We start from the raw sequence: 21,970 nt of genomic DNA, 5'->3' as shown, positions 1-21,970 counted from the left end.
AAAAACCATACATTTATATAGTTTGCCAGAAACAACTAAATTAATAAGGAGGAGAAAAAATGGCTTTAGATAAAAAAAGAAGTACTTTTGCTCTAATCGCTTTAGCTGTCAGTGCGTTTGCAATTGGAACTACAGAATTTATCAGTGTCGGATTGCTGCCACTTATCGCGAAGGATTTAAAAATATCCGTTACAACTGCAGGATTAACCGTTTCGTTATATGCATTGGGAGTGACCTTTGGAGCACCGATTCTAACCTCGTTGACATCGAGAATGTCGCGAAAATCATTATTGCTTTGGATCATGATTATTTTTATTATCGGAAATAGTATTGCTGCAAGTGCAACCGTGGTAGAGATTTTGCTTGTGGCCCGTGTTGTTTCTGCGTTTTCACATGGTGTATTTATGTCAATTGGCTCCACCATTGCAGCGAATCTAGTACCGGAAAATCGCCGGGCAAGTGCAATTTCGATTATGTTTACAGGGCTCACCGTCGCTACTGTGACAGGTGTTCCGTTCGGAACCTTTATTGGTCAGCAATTTGGCTGGAGATTCGCCTTTATGGCAATTGTCGCGGTTGGGGTGATTGCTTTCATTGCTAACAGTCTGTTAATACCTGCTGATATGCCAAAAGGAATCAAGACCACATTCCGTGACCAGTTGAAACTTGTTACCAATGGCCGGTTATTACTTCTATTCATTATTACCGCTTTAGGGTATGGCGGTACGTTTGTAGTCTTTACCTATCTATCGCCCTTACTTCAAGAAATTACAGGATTTAAACAAGGGTCTGTAGCGGTGATTTTACTCGTATATGGACTCGCGATTGCAATTGGTAATGTGATTGGCGGAAAAGCAGCCAACCGAAAGCCGATTTCAGCCTTATTCTATATGTTTATTCTACAAGCTATTGTGCTTTTCGTTTTAACCTTTACGGCTCCATATAAAGTCGCCGGCTTAATCACGATTATATTTATGGGGGTATTAGCCTTCATGAATGTTCCAGGATTACAGGTATATGTTGTGATGTTGGCTGAGCGTTTTGTACCGAGTGCGGTAGATATCGCTTCTGCAATCAATATTGCCGCATTTAACGCTGGAATAGCAATTGGGTCTTATTTGGGCGGTGTCATTACCGATTCGATTGGATTGATTCATACAGCCGAGGCAGGTGCATTAATGGTTTTAGGTGCTGTTATGCTAACAGGTTGGAGTCTTGCTTTAGAACGGAAGGATGAAAAAATCGTTTTACAAAAGATTTCTTAAAAATGAGGAGGATAATGATGAAAAACTTACAAGATACAACACTATTAAATAACGGTGTCAAAATGCCTTGGTTTGGCCTTGGCGTATTTAAAGTAGAAGAAGGTCCTGAGCTGGTCCATGCGGTTAGAACTGCGATAAAACATGGTTATCGCAGTGTCGATACAGCTGCGATTTACGGAAATGAAGAAGGAGTCGGAAAGGGGATTCGTAAAGGACTAGAAGAGGCTGGAATTGCTAGAGAAGAATTATTTGTAACCTCAAAGGTTTGGAACTCCGACTTAGGATATGAATCCACTCTAGCAGCCTATGAAACAAGCCTGCAGAAACTAGGTTTAGAGTACTTGGATCTATATCTCATTCACTGGCCTGTTGATGGGAAATATAAAGAGGCTTGGAGAGCATTAGAAACTCTTTATAAAGAGGGAAGGGTTAAAGCAATAGGGGTGAGTAATTTTCAAATCCACCATCTTGAGGCTTTAATGAAAGACGCAGAAATCAAACCAGTGGTAAACCAGGTTGAATACCATCCTCGCCTAACCCAAAAACACTTCAAGCATTTTGCCGGGAGCATGATATACAGCTGGAGGCTTGGTCGCCGCTGATGCAGGGACAATTGCTTGATAACCCTGTACTGAAAGAAATTGCCTCAAAGTATAATAAATCAGCTGCACAAGTCATTTTGAGCTGGGACTTGCAAAATGGGGTTGTGACGATTCCGAAATCTACGAAAGAGTATCGTATCGTCGAAAACGCCTCGGTTTTTGATTTTATGTTGACGAAAGAAGAGATGGGGAGGATTGACCAGTTGAATCAAAATCATCGAGTTGGACCAGATCCGGATCATATTGATTTTTAAAAAGCATAGGGATATCAGGGTTTAAGACCTGATGTCTCTTTTTTTGCCCCCTATGTTTGTCGAAAAAGAGTGGAAATTTACCTAAAACAAAATACTTATATTTTGGAAACATATGGTATGATATTGCTAGTTTCATAGAAAAGAGGGAGATCCATGAAGTCAGTTTGGCGAAAACTTAGTGCAATTGGAATTGGCGCAACACTAGTGACATCGACACTTATGACTACCACTGTCAATGTATCGGCAGCAAGCAAGTTAAGTACATCAAAGGCATTGATTCAACAGAAAACAGCATCACTAAAGCAAAGGCTTGAGGAAAACAAGACTCCATTATTTAGCGAAGATACTCTCATCATCAAGTATAAGCAGCCACTTTTGCTCGGTGAAGTAACAGGGGCAAACAAAGATTATATTGTCGTTCAAAATGTGGAAAAGCTGGGATACATGGTGGTCAAGCTGCTAAAAAAGGACAATCTTCAAAAGGTAACCCAAGCATTTCAAAAAAATAGCAAGGTTCTTTCGGTGGAAAGAAGTGTCCTCTATAAACCATTTTCGGTACCTTCAGATCCGAAGGAAAAGGATGAATACTATCTATCGATGTTAAATATCACCGAAGCCCAAAAACTAGCGGGGAAAAGTAAAGTAACGATTGCCATCATTGATACAGGAATTGACGGGAACCATCCAGAACTAAAAGGAAAAGTGCTTCCAGCCGTAAATGAAATTAATCCAATGAATCATGGAGCCCCTGACCAGCACGGCACCCATGTGACAGGTATTATTGCTGCAGCAAAAGGAAATGGCATTGGCGGTTATGGAATCAATCCGAATGTAAAAATACTGCCGATCGATGTTTTTGATCGTGATGGTTTTATTACGGACTATACGATTGCTCAGGCAGTTCTATACGCAGCAAACCACGGTGCAAAATTGATTAATATGAGTCTTGGTTCGCCCATTCCCTCTTCTATTTTAGGAGATGCGGTTAAAACTGCGATTCAAAAAGGGGTAACCATTGTTGCAGCTTCCGGAAATGATGGGACTTCTGCTCCGAATTATCCGGCAAGCTACGAAGGTGTCATTGGGGTCGGCTCTATCAATAAATCGAAGCATTTAAGTTATTTCTCGTCCTATGGTCCATCGATGGACATCGTCGCACCAGGGGAGGATATTTATGCCCCATTCTATGATTATGAGAAAAAATCAACCTTTCGAACTTTGAGCGGAACATCCATGGCTTCACCCATGGTGGCGGGGGTAGCCTCCTTGCTTATATCCAAGTACCCGAAATTAAAACCAGCTCAGGTTGAATATATTCTTGAGCATACAGCCAACGATTTAGGAGCGAAAGGATACGACGTTACATACGGAAAGGGTCTCGTCAATCCCGTTGCAGCATTGAAATATGATATTAAAAAACTTCCTTCTTTTGTAAGCACCGCATGGACGAAGAAGGAAATTTTGCAAAATGCAACGGCGCTTACAGTGAAAAGAACAAAGGAAGTAACAGGATCGTTAATGAAACCACGGCAGCAAAAGTGGTACCAGTTTCCTGTTCAAAAGGGTGAGTATATCCAAACGGCGCTTGCGGGGGCAAAACAATTTGATTATAAAATGACCCTTCGCGTTTATGGAGAGGACCAGAGCCTTTCGATTGATGTAAACAAGGTACAAGCAGGAAAAACAGAAGGGAAACTAATCCAGGTTCCTTTTTCCGGAATGATGGCAATTGGTGTGAATGATATCAATGGAAATTATGACGATTCATCAGCAAAACAGTCAACCTATCATCTTTCCATTAAACGCTCTGCTGAAATGCCTGCTGACGAGTCGACATCGGACGCCCCAATAGCGGTAACATCATTGCCCTTTACATCCGCACAGCAAAGGTTAATGGGGGAAAATGGGGATGATGATTACTTTTTTCTTAAGACGAAAAATGAGAATGCTGCGAAAGTAGAGCTGTCTGGGATTCCGGGGATTGATACAAATATTCAAGTCTATAGTCTGTCTGCGGTGAACGGAGATACGGAAAAAAAGGATGAAAACGGCAAGGATAGTAATGTACCGCTTGATCAGCTCCCGCCACTTGCAGCCGCAGATAGTAAAGGAATGGGTGAAGGGGAAACGTTGACGTTCCCTGCTCAGCCTAATACAGAATATTTAGTCAAGGTTTCGAGCAAGCCAATGCTGGAATTTGCAGATGATAAAGGGATGGTTCTTGTTGACAAGTCGAGTGAGGAAGCGCAATCATCACTTGAGCCCTATACCGTTAAAATTCAAGGAAAGGTGATTCCGCCGGATGAAGACCATAGCAGTAATACGAATCCGGATGGCTCTCTTTCTGATTATTATCAATCGATTTTAGATGGCGCCGTTTCTTCGCCTGCCGGTAAAACACTTGTTGGTTATTTGCAAACGCCGGATGATGAGGATTGGTATCAGATTAAGCCGTCTAAAACGGGGATTTATCAATTAAGTCTGCCTAAAGGACTTTTAAGGAAGCCCTATATAGAAATTGTGCATGTGCTTAACGGAAAGGATGAAAATGGTAAAGACATCGTTGATTTTAATTTAGTAGGATCCAATATGAATGATGCGAGCTGGTTTTCAGGAGAATTAACCAATAACATTTTTGCTGGATTGAAAGAGAATGAAACCTATCTTATCCACTTTATGGGGAATCCAATGACAGGAGGAGGTACTTCCTTTGATCCGTATCAATTATCATCGAAGTTAATCATTACGAATGCCGGAGATCAGTATGAGGACAATGATACAGTTCCAAAAAATCTTCCGCCCTCGACGATTCATGGGAATTTTGCGACACCAAATGATGTTGATATGTTTTATTTGACAGGGAAAAAATCAAGTATTTACAGTCTGCTATTTGAGAGCGGAAAACCTAGTGCTGCTTTGCAGAAAAAATATCCAAAAGAGCTTTTCTCACAAATTTACGGAGCTGCGATTGTTTACAAGGATGTCAATAAGAATCGGAAAATTGATGAGGCAGATGCAGAAATGGCCAGCGTCATGGCGAAAGGACTGTTTGAGGGGGCACCCAATAATTACGGCTCCTTTAAAGTGGAAAAGGGCAGCAACTATATCGTGGTGATTATTGGGCTCACAGCTAGTTCTTCACAAATTTCATTGGTACCGTATAATTTATCGATTACCCCAGTTCCAGCAAAGGACGAAGACGCAAAATCGAAAGTAAAGAACAATATTCCTTCCAAGCCGCTTGCCTTGAAAAAGACAAGCTCCCATACGCTGATGGCTACTGGTAATTTAAACAGTGGTGTCGGATATGGCGACGAGGACTGGTATGTGTTAAATGTAAAGGACAAATGGAATGGATACATTTCGGTTTCGGGCGGTCCTGAGATTGATGGGGTAATCTCCCTTTACCAAAAAGGCAAAAGAGTTGCCTATGCAGATTATTATGCGCAAGGGCAATCGGAAGTCATGCGCGTTCATCTCAAAAAAGGAAAATACTATATCAAGGTTAGGGATGTAAATGGCAACGCAACAATCAAGCCATATACGATCAAAGTAACAAAATAACGGAAGTACAGAGTAAGGCGGTTACCTGAGTGCACAAGTGCTCAACGAACCGCCTTTTTTTGTTGGGTGCTGTATTTTGCAGTTCTTCACGTGGTGCCTGTCATTAAAAGAATTTATATAGGCTACCGAAGACGGGATTCTTTTCTGGATTCGGTCGCATAGAACCCGGCTACACTACCGTGGACGGGACTCTTCTCTTGATTCGGTCGCATAGAACCCAGCTACGCTACCGTGGGCGGAACCCTTCCCCTGATTCGGTCGCATAGAACCCGGCTGCGCTACCGTGGCGGGACTCTTCCCCTGATTGGGTCGCATAGAACCCAGCTACGCTACCGTGGGCGGAACCCTTCCCCTGATTGGGTCGCATAGAACCCGGCTGCGCTACCGTGGCGGGACTCTTCCCCTGATTGGGTCGCATAGAACCCAGCTACGCTACCGTGGACGAGATTCTTTCCCTGATTCAGTCGCATAGAGCCCGGCTACACTACCGTGGACGGGACTCTTCCCCTGATTGGGTCGTATAGAACCCAGCTGCGCTACCGTGGACGAGATTCTTTCCCTGATTCAGTCGCATAGAGCCCGGCTACACTACCGTGGACGAGATTCTTCCCTTGATTCGGTCGCATAGAACCTTCCAGCTAGTTTTTCCTAAGATTTCATTGATTTTTCCATGCTAAAAAAAATCCTTGCATAGAATATTTATTAAGGTTACTATAATAGTAGTAACCAAAATAAACATTTAAAAAACTAACCAGCCGAAAGGAGGAGTCACCAATTGAATTTTAGGATCTATCTTTTAGCCATCGTTTCATTTGTGGTCGGAATGGCTGAGTTGATAGTCGGCGGGATTCTTGACATTGTCTCAGACGGTCTTGGCATTTCAATTAGTACCGCGGGAGAACTCATCACGGTTTATTCGCTTGTTTTTGCTATTGCCTCACCGGTCCTTTTGACCGTAACGGCAAAAATCGAAAGAAAACGGCTGCTGCTTTGGACATTACTTATCTTTTTATTCGGGAATATGATGACCTTTCTCAGCCCTAATTTTCTCGTTTTATTTCTTTCAAGAATCATCTCAGCTGCAAGTGGATCACTATTAGTGGTTCTTTCCGTAACCATTGCTTCAAGTATTGTAAAAGAAAAGTATCGGGCGAGGGCGATCGGAGTCATTTTTATGGGAATCAGCGGGTCACTTGTATTAGGGGTACCGATTGGACTTGTGATTGGGAACCATTTTGGCTGGCGCTCACCGTTTCTGTTTATCGCGGTGTTAACGCTGATTTCGATGGCCGGGGTGTATGCCTTTTTAAATAAAATTGAGCCTAAACCAATGATTTCGCTAAAACAGCAATTACAAACATTAAAAAATTCAAAGACCTTATCAGCACAATTAACATCTGTTTTATTTTTAACGGGGCATTTAACTCTCTATGCGTATCTAACTCCATTTTTAAAAACAACCCTACATTTAGATGCAACCTGGGTCAGCATATTCTACTTTATCTTTGGCATTTCAGCTGTCTTCGGCGGCGGCTTTGGCGGTTGGCTGGCAGACAAATGGGGTTCAAAGAAAAGCATCATAACCATTGTGGTAGTGTTTGCGGTTGCTCTGTTTATTTTGCCGACTGTCACTTTCTCGATTACACTTTTTGTTATCGTCATGATGGTTTGGAGCATGTTAAGCTGGGCGATTACACCTGCGCAGCAAAACTATTTAATTGAAACTGCGCCGGAAACGTCAGATATCCAGCAAAGCTTGAATAACTCAGCCTTGCATATTGGGATTGCCTTAGGTTCCGTAATTGGAGGAATGGTTATCAATCAGTATTCAGTTCAAGCGAATGCGTCGGTGGGCGGAGTATTCATCATCCTTTCATTACTTTGCGCCATTTTTTCCATTACAAGAAAAACAACTGAAAATAGAAAAGAGGAGGTGAGCATGATGATGGAGTAGGGGATATTCCTCTCCATGATCATGGTCGAATGAGTGTTCATATCAATGCAGAACAAGGGGAAATTGCAGAAAATATTTTGCTACCGGGAGATCCTTTGCGTGCCAAATATATCGCGGAAACTTTTTTGGAAGATGTTACTTGTTATAATGAAGTGCGCGGCATGCTTGGCTTCACAGGAACTTATAAAGGGAAAAGAGTATCCGTTCAAGGTACGGGGATGGGGATTCCATCAATTTCTATTTATGTAAATGAATTAATCCGTGAATACGGGGTGAAAAACCTAATTCGTGTCGGTTCCTGCGGGGCAATTCAGAAGGATATAAACGTCCGGGATGTGGTTCTAGCGATGACTTCCTCAACAGATTCCAATTCGAATCGGATGGCTTTTCCAGGAATTGATTATGCGCCGTGTGCCAACTTTAATTTGCTGCAGAATGCCTATCAAGCAGGCACACAAAAAGGCATGGAAATAAAGGTTGGCAATGTATTGTCTGCGGATGTATTCTACCGTGACAGCATGGATATTGTGAAAAAACTGGCTGATTATGGTGTGCTCGCAGTGGAAATGGAAACCACCGCATTATATACGCTGGCTGCAAAATATGGCGTGAATGCCCTATCGATTTTAACCGTTAGTGATCATATTTTTACCGGGGAAGAAACAACAGCCGAAGAACGGCAAACCACATTTAATGATATGGCAGTTATTGCGCTTGAAACGATTATAAAATAAAAGCAGCGGGTCAACCCCGCTGCTTTTTTTAATATCGAAGCCTCATTAAAAGGCTCTTGATTTCCTCATCCTGCATTAAAATGTCTTCAAATCTTTTCGTAATCTTGGCTAAGGCCACATCGTGATAAAAGAAGTCGGCGAAAAATTTTACAAATGGCGGTGACTTTGTAATCATCGCCTGCCATGCATCGTTTTCGACACCTGCGAACAGAATCTCTTCTTCATCAATAATGATTAAGCGGCTATTCTCCAACATGCGGTGTTCTTCATTAGGAGACAAAACCGTGAGCGAAGAAACGTCTGCTTCCACATCCCCAACAACAAGTGCCTCTACTTTCACCCCTGTTTGTTCTTTTTCGAGTAAAATGGGCAAAACTTCTTGAAAGTCATCTTTCCAAAGAGAAATCTGAATCGACTTCTTTGCCTCTTGAAGCAATTGTTTACATTTTAATTGAATCGAGGAATCGACTTTTAAGCTCCACACCCGGTCATCGGTAATTTGTTTTTTGGATGAATTTTGTTTCAAATGATTGATATTGTCTTGGAATTGCTTTGTCAGCATTTCTATAACAAGATTCAACGGCAGTGCCGTATAGAGCTTTTTCTTTTCGGAAACAGAATCCAGCACCAGCCCTTTTTCAATCATTCGTGTTAACACTTCATATACCTTTGCTTTTGGGACCCCGGAGTATTTTACAATTTGTGTCGCATCGAGCGGCCCATCATTGGAGGAAAGGATTTCATAAACCTTGCTTTCGTACTGTGAAAAACCAAACTTTTGCAGCATCATTCCGCCCTCTTTTTTAGAAAAGTTCATCGATATAGTCTTTATCATATTGGAATACAGAATTTTTGTAAAATCAATGCAAACAGCTGTAATCATTAATCTATTAAATAAGAGCCTTTTTTATAAAGAATAGACTACTACCGTTACGATATTTTCTTTCTTTCATAGTCTATAAAAAAACTATGAAAAGGAGAATGCTGATGTTTGGTTATTCAATGGTCCAAATGGTACGAGCCCATGCACATAAGCTGGAACGGCCATTGCGTGAAGAAATTTTGAACCTTTATAAACCATTCAAATGGACACCTTGTTTTTTGCACAACATGTTTGAGGAATTTATCAAAAAAGGAAAAAAGCTTTCCGTCATTATCGAGTTTAAAAAAGGCTGTTATCAAACGGGCTGCGATGACGTAAAGGAAATCATGAACCAACATGTAAGAAATAAGATGAAGCGGGATTTTCCGAGGGTATCGTGCTGCAGTGCCGATGTAACCCCCAATGGATTAGAAGCGATACTATCAGGCTGTGAACATATTCATAAAATCTATTTAAACAGAGAGGTGAAAGCCTTACTTGATGTGGCTATCCCTTCAGCTGGAGCAAAAAAAGTGGTTAGAAACAACCAGGTGTTAACCGGCAAAGGAGTAACAATCGCGATTGTCGATACGGGAATTTACTCACACCAGGATTTAGGGGAAAGAATTATCAATTTTAAGGATTTTATTAATAACCTAACAGATCCTTATGATGATAATGGCCACGGGACACATTGCGCCGGTGATGCAGCAGGGAATGGACTGGCATCCGGGTTTCGTTATGCTGGACCAGCACCGGAAGCGAATCTGATTGGTGTGAAGGTGCTGGATAAATTAGGGTCGGGTTCTTTAGAAACCGTCATGGATGGGGTTGAATGGTGCATTCAGTATAATGAGACAAATCCTCCAAATAAAATTGATATCATCAGTATGTCATTAGGCAGTTCAGCACAGCAGTTTTCAAGTGAAAATGATGACCCGATGGTAAAAATTGTCGAGGAAGCTTGGGTCTCTGGAATTGTTGTGTGCGTGGCTGCGGGGAATGAAGGTCCGGATGCGAAAACAATCGCAAGTCCTGGTATTAGTGACCAAGTCATCACAGTCGGGGCATTAGATGACCGTAATACGGCTGAGACGAGAAGTGATGATGATGTGGCCAGCTTTTCGAGTAGAGGACCGACGATCTACGGCGCAACAAAGCCGGATATCCTTGCACCAGGAGTAAACATTATTTCACTACGTTCACCTAATTCTTATTTGGACAAGCTGCAAAAATCAAGCCGGGTAGATAATGATTACTTTGTTTTATCCGGTACCTCGATGGCAACACCGATTTGTGCCGGCATTATAGCATTGATCAAGCAGCAAAATCCTAATTTAAAGCCAGATGATGTAAAAAACATGCTAAAAAACGGTGCCGACTTATGGAGAGAAAAAGATGACAATATATACGGAGCAGGTTATATAAACGCAAATAATTCGATTCCATAAATAATGGAAGAAAGGCGATTATTATAGTAATCGCCTCTTTTTGGGTAGTATTTTCACTTCATAATAAGGATCTGCAGCTTCTAATATAAATCGGAAGATATCTTCTGCAGCATTTGAATTGATAAATTCCTGCTGGCATTTCTTCATCATGTTTAGTTTTTCACCGTTATTTTCAAGCAATGTGTTGATGGTATGTTTAATATCATTCGGATTTTTACATACCACTCCCAAATTTAATTTTTCAACAAAAGCAGGATTATCTTCCTCTTGACCTGGCAAGGCCCCTGTGATGATTAGAGGAGTATTAGAAGCAATCGCTTCAAACATGACATTAGGACTTCCTCTAGTAAAAATGATATCAGAAGCTAACATTAGGTCCTGAATGTTTTTGATAAAACCGTAAATTTCTACTTTATCTCCATATTGACTTTTAAGCAATTTTTCTAGCTTAATTCTTTGTTTTTCATTTCTTCCAGCTACAATTTTTACTGAACAATCAAAATGATTAAGCAAGTTTTCAGCGATCATCTTCATATTTCCAACGCCCTCACCGCCGCTCATGATTAGGCATGTGAAGGGTTGTTCTTTTTTATAACGAACTTTTTCAATTTTATTTTTTTTGAAAAATCTAGAACGCACTGGAAATCCTAAAACTTTTATTTTCTCATTAGAAATCCCAAATTCTAAACACCTGTGCCGGGCTTCGAAAGTGGGGCTGATAATATAATCTGCCCTTAGGTCTGCCCATAAAGGATAAATATTTACAAGATCTGCTATAAGCGTAATAAAAGGTATTGGGAGATGTTGTTTCTCTAAGATGTTTAATATTGAACCATTAAAATTAGGATGAACAGATAAAATCATATCAGGTTTCACATCATCCAATAATTTTTGAAGGTTATCTTTTATTAGAACTTCTATCAAATTGTTAACGAACGATGGTTTAATTGCTGATAATTTCCACAAAAACTTCCATAGATTTTCTGAATTTCTTGTAATGGGCCCATACAATTTGCCGATATTCATTAGAAATGGTCCACCTAGTGAAAAGCCATCTACAACATGAATTTTAACGGTAGGATGAGATTCAGTTTTTTCACATAAAGACTCTGTTATGCTTTTATGACCTTGCCCAGTATAATCTGAAGAAATAATAAGTACAGTTTTCCCCATGTTATCAGCCTCTCATATTGACCTAGTAAAACCATAACAAAAAATGAATAATTCCATATTTGAGTAGTGTAAAAACCATGTTAAGTTTTTACAAACCGGGTAAATGAATTTACTAATTTGAATCGATGCGTTTTAAATCTCTAAGCACTTTTTTGTATTGTTTTAAGGAATGAAAATTCCCTATAAAACTCTTTTTGTTTTTGAGGTCAGAGGAAATGAACATTATTACAAGTGAAGGGAAAAATTTATTTGTGCGAAATCTTAAATCCTTCCAATATACATAAAAGCCTTTTTTTCGTTCCTGAACAAAAGGATAGGCATAGTGTGTACTAGATAGAAAGTCTAAAACGGAAGGGTCCTTTTTACTTTCTTGGACCAATTCCGGAAAGTTAATCTTTTTGGAGAAAGTGTGGTCAATATAAAGGCTATTTTTAAAGAAAACTCCAAATATTAACTCTTCCTTGGTCTCAATGATAATATCCCATTTAAACATAGTCATACGTGGAATTAATTTTAATCGAACTGCATTTTGAAAATGATTTTGTAAGTGTATCTTTATTAAAAGGGTGGAAAATGCTCGAATAACAAGGTATAGGAGTAAGAAAATATAAATAATTAGAAAGGTTTTCCCTGCCTGATAGAAGGGGAGTAAGCTAAATCCTAGAACATGTAGGATTAAAAAATAAGGATCCACCAGCGGGATGGAATCAAAGGCGATCCATTTTCGCGAAAAAGGCAGCAAAACCTGCGTACCGTGCACATTAAATAAATCCAAAAACACATGTACCAATACGGCTAAAAGTGTCCAAAAATACAGATGGAGAAATGGAGAATTTGGGAAGAAGAGGTAAACAATGCTTGATACAACCAAACCCCATAATGGAAGAGCAAGAAGCGAATGAGATATCCCTCGATGATGTCGCAGATAGCTTCCTTTTCCCTTAAAGCGATAGATAATGTCAAAATCAGGTGCATTTGAACCAATTACTGTACCTGCTATGACTGCTTGGGATAAAGATGTATGATCTATGACGGCTGGGTCGACTTGAGCAAGGGCACCTAATCCTAAACCAATAATGATATGAGAAAATGTGTCCATTTGACCACTCTCCAATTAATAAAGTTACTTTTATTGTATTGAAGAAATCGGGTTTTCAAGCTTGGCCAACTATTAAAAGAATGTAAAGAGTTTGTAAGAGCCATAAATAAAAGGGGAGAATTATCTCCTTTTATTTATGGCTCTTTGGTTTGTTTAAGGCAGGTAGATTTCGTGTATTGAACGATATTAAAGAATAACAAATACCGTAAATAGAATAGCCAATACAATTCGATAATAGGCGAACACAGTTAACCCGATTTTTTGAATTAATTTCAGGAACACGACTGCTACAACCATTGCTACTACAAAGGCAGTGATAAAACCGATAGCAAACATGGGAATGTCACTTGTATGCAGAAAATTCAAACTCTTAATTAAGTCCAATCCTGTTGCACCCACCATAATGGGGAGAGCGACTAAAAAGGAAAATTCGGCGGCTGTTCGATGATTTGCACCAACTAATAGTCCTCCTGAAATGGTGGACCCAGCCCGAGAAAAACCAGGGATAACAGCTAAGCATTGAAAAAGTCCTATGGCTAAAGCTTGTTTGTATGTCAATTCATCAACCGTATTAGTGATGAATTTTCCATGCTTTTTTTCTGCGAATAGCATTAAAATAGCACCAGCAATAAGGCTATAAACTACAACCTTCGGTGAAAATAGCTGAGTTTTTATAAAGTCATGCAGAACCAAACCGGCAATTGCGGCAGGTATAACTCCTAATATGATGTGAACAGCATCTAATTTCTGTTCGCGCTTTCCAATCGTACTGAAATTTAATAGAGATAAATATCTTTTCCAATACAATACTAAGATAGCAAGCATGGAACCAAGTTGTATGACAACCTCAAAAGTATTGGCCTTTTGACCTTTAAACCCTAATAAGCTGCCCACTAAAATTAAATGCCCTGTAGAGGAAATTGGCAAAAATTCAGTCAATCCTTCTACAATTCCTAATATAAAAGCTATGATATGATCATGCATGTTCTTCTTAATCCTTTCATTGTGATTTGTTTTGAACCTTAATCAAGAATGAATTCCAATATGTATAAGGAAGTATAGTATCACCTGTATTTTTATTTCAAGCCTTATTACAAGGAAATTACACAATCTTAACATTCTAATTTAGTAGGGGTCTTTTTTACGTGTTGAAGATGTTGATCTTGAGATATTGAGGCGATCTCGGAATTCCGGGTCACTAAGGAAGCTGCGCGACCGCAGACATGATTTATATCGGGTAGAATGGAAAAACTTAAGTTGAAAAAGGCTGTTCCCAACAGTTAGAGCATATTTTAAAAATAAGAGAAGAACCAGGTAAGTAGAGCCGCTGCTAATAGCGGTTTTTTCTTTGGAACCGTGTTATCATAATAGTAGTAAAAAATTATCGCAAGATTATGATTTTAAGTAGCGGGAAAGGAAGAAATTCACTTGAATTATAATAAAGACTTTGCCGTAATCAATACCTCGACAAACGTAAAGGAAGCCCTGGATACTATGCTTCAATCTGGTGTCCGGTTATTGGTAATAGAATCAGAGGGAAAGCCTGTTGGGATTTGTGATAGCTTGCACCTTTTAATGCAAAAAGACCAGCCTGAACAAAAGTTGGTCTATCATTCAGATTTTATTATGGGGGCGGACCAGGAGCTGCTATCTCAATTCAAAGATAATTTCTCCTATGCCCTGTTGGTCAACAGTACAGGGAATATAATGGGCTGGACTGATCAAAAATCAATAGAAATAGAGTACGTAAAGCAAATGTACTCCAAAGATTTGAGGGCGATTACCACTGATTTAGAAGCGATTGTCGAATCGGTTTATGATGAGGTCTTGGTAGTTGACAGCTATGGCAAAATTATTCGGGTTTCCAATCGAAGCACGCATCATTTATGGGGAGTGAATCCGGAGACGGTCATTGGTGAAAATATTTTAGAACTTGAAGAAAAGGGCTGGTTTAAGCCTTCTGTTACAAGAAAAGTAATGGAGGAAAAAAAGAAAATTTCGATAGTCCAGCATAATCGATTTGGAAGGAAAATCCTGGCTGTCGGGAATCCTATTTTTAATCAAAAAAATGAATTAGAACGAATTGTCATTGCCTCTCGTGATATTACAGCTGTTAAGAAATTAGAGGAAGAACTGGAAGAGGCCAAATCATTAAAAGAAAAATACCGGAAAGAAGTAGATATCCTAAAGAAAGTCCAGCAGGGAAATGATAAAAGGATTATCTATCAATCTGAACAAATCAAAAATTTAATGTTTGAAGTCGAGCGGGTTGCCCGGGTCGAATCAACGGTTACCCTCTACGGGGAATCGGGTGTAGGAAAAGAGCTGTTTGCACAGGCTATACATCAGCTGAGCCCAAGAGTGGAAAAACCGTTTATTCGGATCAATTGCGGGTCCATTCCCGAAAATTTATTGGAGAGCGAGCTGTTTGGCTATGAAAAAGGGGCCTTTACCGGTGCGCTAAACAATGGGAAAAAGGGTTTATTCGAATTAGCTAATGAGGGAACGCTTTTCCTAGATGAAATAGGGGAATTGCCGCTCAATTTACAGGTAAAGCTTTTAAGGGCGATACAAGAACGAGAGATTATGAAAATTGGTGGAAGTAAAGCGATTCCGATCAATATTCGTATTATTACCGCAACGAATAAAAATTTAGAAGAAATGGTTACCAAAGGAACGTTTCGTGAGGATTTATTTTACAGGATTCATGTCATTCCTTTATTTATTCCTCCTTTGCGTGAAAGAATAGAAGACATTGAACCAATTGTTTATCACTTTCTAGACTATTATAATGAGAGATTTTCGTCGAAAAAGTATTTTTCAGAAGATGCGATGGAAGTGTTAAAGATATACAAGTGGCCGGGGAATATCCGCCAGCTGCAAAATGTAACGGAAAGAGCAATGGTCGTAACGGCGGAGCAAATGATTACAGCGAACGATCTTGTAAAAATATTGGACAACCGTCAGAAAAACCAACATCCAGTGGAAGTGCATACCATTATCCCTCTTCAACATGCAGTCCAGGATACGGAAAGACAGCTGCTTCAATTAGCTCTATTAAAATATAAGACCCTAACAAAAGTAGCGGAAGTGTTGGAAGTGAGTCAGCCGACCATTAGCAGGCTTTATAACAAATTAAAGAACAGCCTTCAGGTACGTTAAAAATAACACGAATGTTTTTCTAATATAGTGAAAATGTGCAGTTCATTCATTTTTGAATAATCGTCATTCAAAAATGAATGAACTGTCGATTTATACATATTAAAAAGGTTGAAATGTCGATATCTAGGGGTTTGGCACGAAATATGCATATTAGAATAATAGGGATTGATATATAGATATTTGGAGGAAGTTGTTTTACTAAAAAGGGTAGAAGGGAGTCATACAAAGGAATCGTCAATCCATGACTTAAAAATTCAGATTATTCCTACTAGGGGGACTAGTCAAATAGATAGCGCTTGCATAAAGAAGGAAATTGTTAGCGTTATCTTAAAAAAATTGCGACGACTTAAGGGGGAACAATATATGGAAAATCACGAGGTGTCGTTCGAACGTTCACTTACATTATCACATCTGGTCTTATTTGGACTAGCTTATTTAGCTCCAATGATTGTCTTCGGAATCTATGGAACCGTAGCAGAAGTAACTCATGGACTTGAGGCAAGTGCCTATCTAGTTGCCTTAATTGCGATGTTTTTTACTGCCTTCAGCTATACGCAAATGGTTAAAGCCTATCCGGTAGCTGGATCTGCCTACACCTACACAAGGAAATCTCTTAATTCTCACCTCGGATTTATGGTCGGCTGGGCTACCTTGCTTGACTATGTCTTTATTCCAATGGCCATCTGGTTGATTGGGAGCGCCTATTTGAATGCGGCATTTCCTGCTGTACCATCATGGTTATGGATCCTCATATTCATTTGCGTGACAACTGCTATCAATATTCTTGGAATCAAATTAAGCACCAAGGTCAACTTTATTATGATGGTGTTTCAATTTTTGGTCATTGCACTATTTATTATTCTAAGCATTAAAAGTGTTTTAGGAGGGGGAGGAGCAGGCACACTTCTTTCCATCAGCCCGTTCGTTAATAACCATGTATCGTTTTCATTTGTTCTTGCCGGGGCTTCGATTGCATGCTATTCCTTCCTTGGTTTTGATGCAATCTCAACCTTTACCGAAGAAACAAGAAATCCTGAAAAGACGATTCCAAAAGCCATTATTTTAACAACCGTAATTGGCGGGGTGATTTTTGTCGTTTCTACTTATTTCACTCATTTGGCTCACCCGGATTTTACCCATTTTAAAGCGGTGGATTCCGCCGGGTTTGAAATTGCCAAACAAATTGGCGGGAATTTATTTAGTGCTATTTTTCTAGCGGGGATTATTATTGCTCAGTTTGCTTCAGGTATTTCCGCGCAAGCAAGTGCATCAAGATTGCTGTTTGCAATGGGCCGCGACTCCGTGCTTCCGAAGAAAATCTTTGGGGTTCTACATCCAAAGTTTAAAACACCGGTTTTTAATATATTGATAGTCGCGGTAATTGGTTTGCTTTCATTAAAACTAAGCGTCTCAACCTCTACTTCATTCATTAACTTTGGTGCGTTTGTCGCCTTTACGTTAGTCAATGTATCCGTTATCGCTCACTTTTATATAAAAGGTGGAAAACGGTCAGGAAAGGATAAAATTTTCTATTTATTATTTCCTGCATTAGGCTGTTGTTTTGATGCTTGGTTATTTGTAAATCTAGATAAGAATGCGCTGATTTTGGGTGGGGCATGGGCCGTGATCGGATTTGTCTACCTGATGGTTCTTACGAAAATGTTTAAAAGGCAGCCGCCTGAAATGCATTTTGAGAAAATAGATGAGGCTGTGTAATGGATGAAAATAAGGGCTCGGAAAAACAGGTCCTTCTTTTCTCGCAAAAAGGAGGATGTTTAAATGGAAAAAGCTTTTAGAATTGCACTCGCACAGCTGGATGTAGTGGATGGAAATAAAGAAGAAAATTTAAGAAAAATGGAGTCTGCCATCAAGAGGGCTTCGGAGGAATCGGCGGATCTTTTGATATTACCAGAGTTAAACCTGACTGGCTTAGTCTTAAAGGAGCAACTGAAAGGAATAGCGGAGGTGCGTGAAGGGGAGAGCTTTAAAAGAATTAAAGGCATGCTGGCGAATTTCCCGGTTTCTGTGCTGTATTCTTTTCCAGAGTATGTATCGGATGAAGAAATCTATATTACCTCTTGCCTCATTGGGAAAGATGGTGAAGCTCTGGCTTATTACCGTAAAACGCATTTGTTTACAGAAGAAAATGAATTATTCAGCAAGGGAAATGAGCTGAAAGCCGTGAATCAAGACGGCTTTTCCATCGGTTTCCTCACCTGTTATGATATTGAATTCCCTGAACCTGCAAGAGCACTAGCGTTACAAGGGGTGAATCTCTTAATTGTGAATTCTGCCAATATGGCACCATATGAATATATCCATCGTCTATTTATTCAGGCGAGAGCGCTAGAAAATCAATTTTATGTGGTTTACTGCAATCGCATCGGGTCCAATGAAAAATATGAATACCATGGTCAAAGTGCAGTCATTGGACCGGATGGAAAAATCATTTCTGAACTTGGTGCGGATTTAGAAACTGTACAAATCATTGATTTTTCTAAAGAAAATTTTAAAAAATCTTCATCTGCTTTTGACTATTTAGCCGACCGCAGACATGAACTCTATCAATCCATTTAATTTTGAATATCGATTATTCATTTTTGAATGAAACTTTTTCGTGAATGATGGTAAAAAGGGAATTTATCGCTTGGCACGCTTTTTGCATTGTAGATAAGTAGTTAAATAAATTAAAAAAGGGGTAAATAACATGAGTACAACAACAAAAACAATTGAACTTAAAACATCGATTCCAGGACCAAAAGCTGAAGCCCTTTTAGAAAGAAGAGCAAAAAATGTACCAGTGGGTGTATCGAATAATGTGCCGTCCTTTGCAGCAAAAGGTAATGGTGCAGTCTTAGAAGATGTGGACGGAAATGTTTATATTGATTTAGCGGGTGCTATTGGTACACAAAATACAGGTCATTGCCCGCCAAAAGTGGTTGAAGCATTGACGGAGCAAATTCAAAAGTATATTCACCCTGGCTTTAACGTGATGATGTACGAACCATATATTGAACTTGCTGAAAAGTTAAATGAAATTACACCTGGTTCACATGCGAAAAAGACCTTTTTCCTAAATAGCGGTGCGGAAGCCGTTGAAAATGCAGTAAAAATTGCTCGTAAATATACCGGCAGAAAGGCCATTCTCTCTTTTGACCGTGCCTTCCATGGCAGAACACTACTAGCAATGTCACTAACTAGTAAAGTGAAACCTTATAAATTTGGTTTTGGTCCATTTGCACCGGATACTTATAAAGTCCGCTATCCGTATTATTATCGTGCGCCATTTGGTGTTGGCCAAGAAGAGCTAGATGCGAATCTATTGCATCAACTTGAAGACTTTTTCAAATCTGAAGTTCCTGCAGAAGAAATCGCGGCGATTATTATGGAACCAGTTCAAGGTGAGGGCGGATTTATTGTACCATCCAAGACCTTTGTACAAGGTGTGAAACGAATTTGTGAACAGCATGGTATTCTATTTATTGCAGACGAAATTCAAACTGGTTTTGGACGAACAGGAAAAATGTTTGCGATTGAGCACTTTGATGTCATACCGGACCTCATGACCATGTCAAAATCAATCGCTGCCGGGCTGCCAATCAGTGCTGTAACAGGCCGTGCGGAAATTATGGACGCTGCGGCTCCGGGAGAAATCGGCGGTACGTATGGCGGAAGCCCGCTTGGTTGTGTGGCCGGCTTAAAGGTTATTGAAACAATCGAAGAAGATCAGCTTCTCGACCGTGCAAATGTGATTGGCGAAAAGATCATCTCCCGTTTCAACGACCTAAAACAAACATATGATGTAATTGGCGATGTCCGCGGCCTAGGTGCAATGTGTGCGGTAGAACTTGTAAAAGATTCGCAAACAAAAGAGCCCGACAAGGACTTAACAAACAAGCTTGTTGCAGAATGTCAGAAACAAGGTGTAATTGTTCTTAGTGCGGGATTATACGGAAATGTACTGCGATTCCTTTCACCACTTGTCATTACCGATGATCAATTGGATGAGGCTCTTGATACAATTGAATCCGTGTTTAAAAAATTGGTTTAAAGAATAGGAGTGTTCTAGATGAAAAAACATCTTTTAATAGATGGACAATGGAAGGAAACAAAAGAGTATCGTCCATTATACAGTCCTTACAATAATGAACTTCTAGCTGAAATTGCTTATGCTGATGCACAGGATGTAGATGATGCGATAGCAGCTGCCGAGAAGGCAAGGCCTGTTATGGCAAAAATGCCGGCACATCAGCGGGCATCCATTTTAGAAAAACTAGTGGAACTTTTAACGAAAAATGAAGAAGAATGTACCCGTTTGCTTGCACTTGAAGCAGCAAAACCTTGGACGACAGCAAAGGCTGAGGTAGCACGGACAATCATGACCTATAAATTTGCAGCCGAAGAAGCAAGACGTATTCATGGGGAAACGATTCCGTTGGATGCAGCTCCAGGTGGAGAAGGGCGGATTACGTTTACTTTAAGGGAGCCAGTCGGCGTTGTAGCAGCAATTACTCCGTTTAACTTTCCCATGAATTTAGTGGCTCATAAAGTCGGTCCAGCCATTGCAGCAGGGAATACAGTCGTATTGAAGCCTGCATCACAAACACCGTTAACTTCTATTTTCTTAGCGGAGCTGCTTCAGGAAGCGGGCTTACCTAATGGCGCCATCAATGTGGTAACAGGTAGTGGAAGTGTAGTCGGTGACCGCTTAATTCAGGATGATCGTGTAAAAGTGATTACCTTTACAGGCAGTCCTGCAGTAGGAATTGGTCTCCGTAATAAGGCAGGATTGAAGAAGGTAACACTTGAACTTGGCTCAAACTCAGCGTTAATCGTTGATAAGGGTGTTGACATTGATTCGATTATTCCAAGAACCGTTACCGGTGCCTTCTCCTTTGCTGGCCAGGTTTGTATTTCATTGCAAAGGGTTTATGTCCATGAGGACCTTTATGAGGAGTTTGTCGAAAAATTCGTTGCACAAACGAAGACGCTGAAACTCGGCAGCCCGCTTGATCCAGAAACAGATGTTTCTGCTGTAATTAGTCCAAAGGATGCTGAAAGAGCACTTTCGTGGATTGAGGAAGCAAGGCGGTCCGGTGCTGTTGTTGCTGCAGGAGGCGGACGTGAAGGAAATATCGTGGAGCCAACTGTTCTGCTAAATGTCGATCCGAAACAGAAGGTATCCTGTCAAGAGGTATTTGCACCAATCGTCTTAATTAACAAAGTTTCTTCCGTTGAGGAAGCTATCGCCTATGTAAACGATTCGAGATATGGACTTCAAGCAGGTATTTACACGAATGACATCTTTAAAGCACTCAATGCAGCTGAAGAACTAGAAGTGGGCGGCGTCATGATCAACGATATCCCAACCTTCCGTGTCGACCACATGCCATACGGCGGCGTAAAAGAAAGTGGAATTGGACGCGAAGGCTTGAAATACGCCATCGAAGAAATGACCGAAATGAAATTGATCAGCATTAAAAAATAATGAATCCGAAAAAATTCGAGTGGTGTCTAGCGCCACCCGAATTTTTTTAATAAAATTTCAAATATATGTTGACGTAATAGTATAATTGTTATATTCTAATAAAGCCGCTTCGGAAATGCGCAAACAAATATTATACAAAAATAATTATTTGTTGACATGACTTGAGCGATGTGATATAATAATTTTTGTCGCTTCGAGATGAGGCGTTAAACAAGAATTACTTAATAAGGCAATTTGAACTTTGTTCTTTGAAAACTAAACAAACAAAACGTCAACAAACAATAATATTCATTTCTTTCGAAATGAAGCCAACGTAACATTCGAGCTACATCAACTTTCTTGGAGAGTTTGATCCTGGCTCA

The 21,970-nt window shown here is 40.0% G+C and carries 14 protein-coding genes and 1 pseudogene; 11 read left to right on the top strand and 4 right to left on the bottom strand.

What is annotated here, in order from left to right; genetic code table 11:
- The first annotated feature begins 59 nt into the window (after positions 1–59).
- From J2Y67_RS18020 to deoD, 5 genes and pseudogenes are all read left to right on the top strand, one after another.
- Positions 60–1,265, top strand: coding sequence for an MFS transporter (locus J2Y67_RS18020; protein WP_310176232.1), 1,206 nt, complete (start codon positions 60–62; stop codon positions 1,263–1,265).
- Positions 1,266–1,279: 14 nt separating this feature from the next.
- A pseudogene (locus J2Y67_RS18015) lies at positions 1,280–2,121 on the top strand (aldo/keto reductase).
- A 153-nt stretch (positions 2,122–2,274) separates the two neighbouring features.
- On the top strand, positions 2,275–5,685 hold the full coding sequence (locus tag J2Y67_RS18010) for a S8 family peptidase (protein ID WP_310176231.1): 3,411 nt from the start codon (positions 2,275–2,277) through the stop codon (positions 5,683–5,685).
- Between the two features lie 775 nt (positions 5,686–6,460).
- Positions 6,461–7,639, top strand: a complete 1,179-nt coding sequence (locus J2Y67_RS18005) for an MFS transporter (RefSeq protein ID WP_310176230.1) — start codon at positions 6,461–6,463, stop codon at positions 7,637–7,639.
- 29 nt (positions 7,640–7,668) lie between these two features.
- Positions 7,669–8,373 carry a purine-nucleoside phosphorylase gene (gene deoD, locus J2Y67_RS18000; protein ID WP_310176229.1) on the top strand — a complete coding sequence of 235 codons (705 nt, stop codon included), beginning with the start codon at positions 7,669–7,671 and terminating at the stop codon, positions 8,371–8,373.
- A gap of 28 nt (positions 8,374–8,401) precedes the next feature.
- Here deoD and J2Y67_RS17995 read toward each other — a convergent pair whose 3' ends face one another.
- On the bottom strand, positions 8,402–9,160 hold the full coding sequence (locus J2Y67_RS17995) for a TrmB family transcriptional regulator (protein WP_310176289.1): 759 nt from the start codon (positions 9,158–9,160) through the stop codon (positions 8,402–8,404).
- 200 nt (positions 9,161–9,360) lie between these two features.
- Between J2Y67_RS17995 and J2Y67_RS17990 the strand changes: the two genes are divergently transcribed.
- A complete protein-coding gene (locus tag J2Y67_RS17990; protein WP_310176228.1) occupies positions 9,361–10,686 on the top strand; it encodes a S8 family peptidase in 1,326 nt (441 codons plus the stop codon).
- 21 nt (positions 10,687–10,707) lie between these two features.
- On the opposite strand, the gene J2Y67_RS17985 is transcribed toward J2Y67_RS17990, so the two are convergent.
- The 3 genes from J2Y67_RS17985 to bacA all read right to left on the bottom strand — a co-directional run bounded on the left by J2Y67_RS17985 (position 10,708) and on the right by bacA (position 13,942).
- Positions 10,708–11,859 (bottom strand): MGDG synthase family glycosyltransferase, encoded by a 1,152-nt coding sequence (locus tag J2Y67_RS17985; RefSeq protein WP_310176227.1) that lies wholly within the window; start codon positions 11,857–11,859, stop codon positions 10,708–10,710.
- A gap of 112 nt (positions 11,860–11,971) precedes the next feature.
- Positions 11,972–12,958 (bottom strand): metal-dependent hydrolase, encoded by a 987-nt coding sequence (locus tag J2Y67_RS17980; protein WP_310176226.1) that lies wholly within the window; start codon positions 12,956–12,958, stop codon positions 11,972–11,974.
- A gap of 186 nt (positions 12,959–13,144) precedes the next feature.
- Positions 13,145–13,942: an undecaprenyl-diphosphate phosphatase gene (bacA, locus tag J2Y67_RS17975; RefSeq protein WP_310176225.1), complete on the bottom strand. Its 798-nt coding sequence runs from the start codon at positions 13,940–13,942 to the stop codon at positions 13,145–13,147.
- A gap of 444 nt (positions 13,943–14,386) precedes the next feature.
- Between bacA and J2Y67_RS17970 the strand changes: the two genes are divergently transcribed.
- From J2Y67_RS17970 to J2Y67_RS17950, 5 genes are all read left to right on the top strand, one after another.
- A complete protein-coding gene (locus J2Y67_RS17970; RefSeq protein ID WP_310176224.1) occupies positions 14,387–16,120 on the top strand; it encodes a sigma-54 interaction domain-containing protein in 1,734 nt (577 codons plus the stop codon).
- A gap of 363 nt (positions 16,121–16,483) precedes the next feature.
- Positions 16,484–17,836, top strand: a complete 1,353-nt coding sequence (locus J2Y67_RS17965) for an APC family permease (RefSeq protein WP_310176223.1) — start codon at positions 16,484–16,486, stop codon at positions 17,834–17,836.
- A gap of 63 nt (positions 17,837–17,899) precedes the next feature.
- The gene (locus tag J2Y67_RS17960; protein WP_310176222.1) at positions 17,900–18,697 is read left to right on the top strand and encodes a carbon-nitrogen hydrolase family protein; all 798 of its coding nucleotides are present in this window, start codon (positions 17,900–17,902) and stop codon (positions 18,695–18,697) included.
- Positions 18,698–18,827: 130 nt separating this feature from the next.
- Positions 18,828–20,171, top strand: coding sequence for a 4-aminobutyrate--2-oxoglutarate transaminase (gabT, locus tag J2Y67_RS17955; RefSeq protein WP_310176221.1), 1,344 nt, complete (start codon positions 18,828–18,830; stop codon positions 20,169–20,171).
- Positions 20,172–20,189: 18 nt separating this feature from the next.
- The gene (locus J2Y67_RS17950) at positions 20,190–21,608 is read left to right on the top strand and encodes an aldehyde dehydrogenase family protein (RefSeq protein WP_310176220.1); all 1,419 of its coding nucleotides are present in this window, start codon (positions 20,190–20,192) and stop codon (positions 21,606–21,608) included.
- The last annotated feature ends 362 nt before the right edge of the window (positions 21,609–21,970 follow it).

Source organism: Neobacillus niacini (genome assembly GCF_031456445.1).
Classification (GTDB): domain Bacteria; phylum Bacillota; class Bacilli; order Bacillales; family Cytobacillaceae; genus Neobacillus; species Neobacillus niacini_I.
Note: the sequence above shows the minus strand (reverse complement) of the source record. Positions and strands in the feature narration are given on the sequence as shown.

Bases quoted from the DNA above. Each gene is read 5' to 3' on its own strand.
- J2Y67_RS18020 (WP_310176232.1), top strand. From the start codon at position 60: ATGGCTTTAGATAAAAAAAGAAGTACTTTTGCTCTAATCGCTTTAGCT.
- J2Y67_RS18010 (WP_310176231.1), top strand. From the start codon at position 2,275: ATGAAGTCAGTTTGGCGAAAACTTAGTGCAATTGGAATTGGCGCAACA.
- deoD (WP_310176229.1), top strand. From the start codon at position 7,669: ATGAGTGTTCATATCAATGCAGAACAAGGGGAAATTGCAGAAAATATT.
- J2Y67_RS17995 (WP_310176289.1), bottom strand. From the start codon at position 9,160: ATGCTGCAAAAGTTTGGTTTTTCACAGTACGAAAGCAAGGTTTATGAA.
- J2Y67_RS17990 (WP_310176228.1), top strand. From the start codon at position 9,361: ATGTTTGGTTATTCAATGGTCCAAATGGTACGAGCCCATGCACATAAG.
- J2Y67_RS17985 (WP_310176227.1), bottom strand. From the start codon at position 11,859: ATGGGGAAAACTGTACTTATTATTTCTTCAGATTATACTGGGCAAGGT.
- J2Y67_RS17980 (WP_310176226.1), bottom strand. From the start codon at position 12,958: ATGGACACATTTTCTCATATCATTATTGGTTTAGGATTAGGTGCCCTT.
- bacA (WP_310176225.1), bottom strand. From the start codon at position 13,942: ATGCATGATCATATCATAGCTTTTATATTAGGAATTGTAGAAGGATTG.
- J2Y67_RS17965 (WP_310176223.1), top strand. From the start codon at position 16,484: ATGGAAAATCACGAGGTGTCGTTCGAACGTTCACTTACATTATCACAT.
- J2Y67_RS17960 (WP_310176222.1), top strand. From the start codon at position 17,900: ATGGAAAAAGCTTTTAGAATTGCACTCGCACAGCTGGATGTAGTGGAT.
- gabT (WP_310176221.1), top strand. From the start codon at position 18,828: ATGAGTACAACAACAAAAACAATTGAACTTAAAACATCGATTCCAGGA.
- J2Y67_RS17950 (WP_310176220.1), top strand. From the start codon at position 20,190: ATGAAAAAACATCTTTTAATAGATGGACAATGGAAGGAAACAAAAGAG.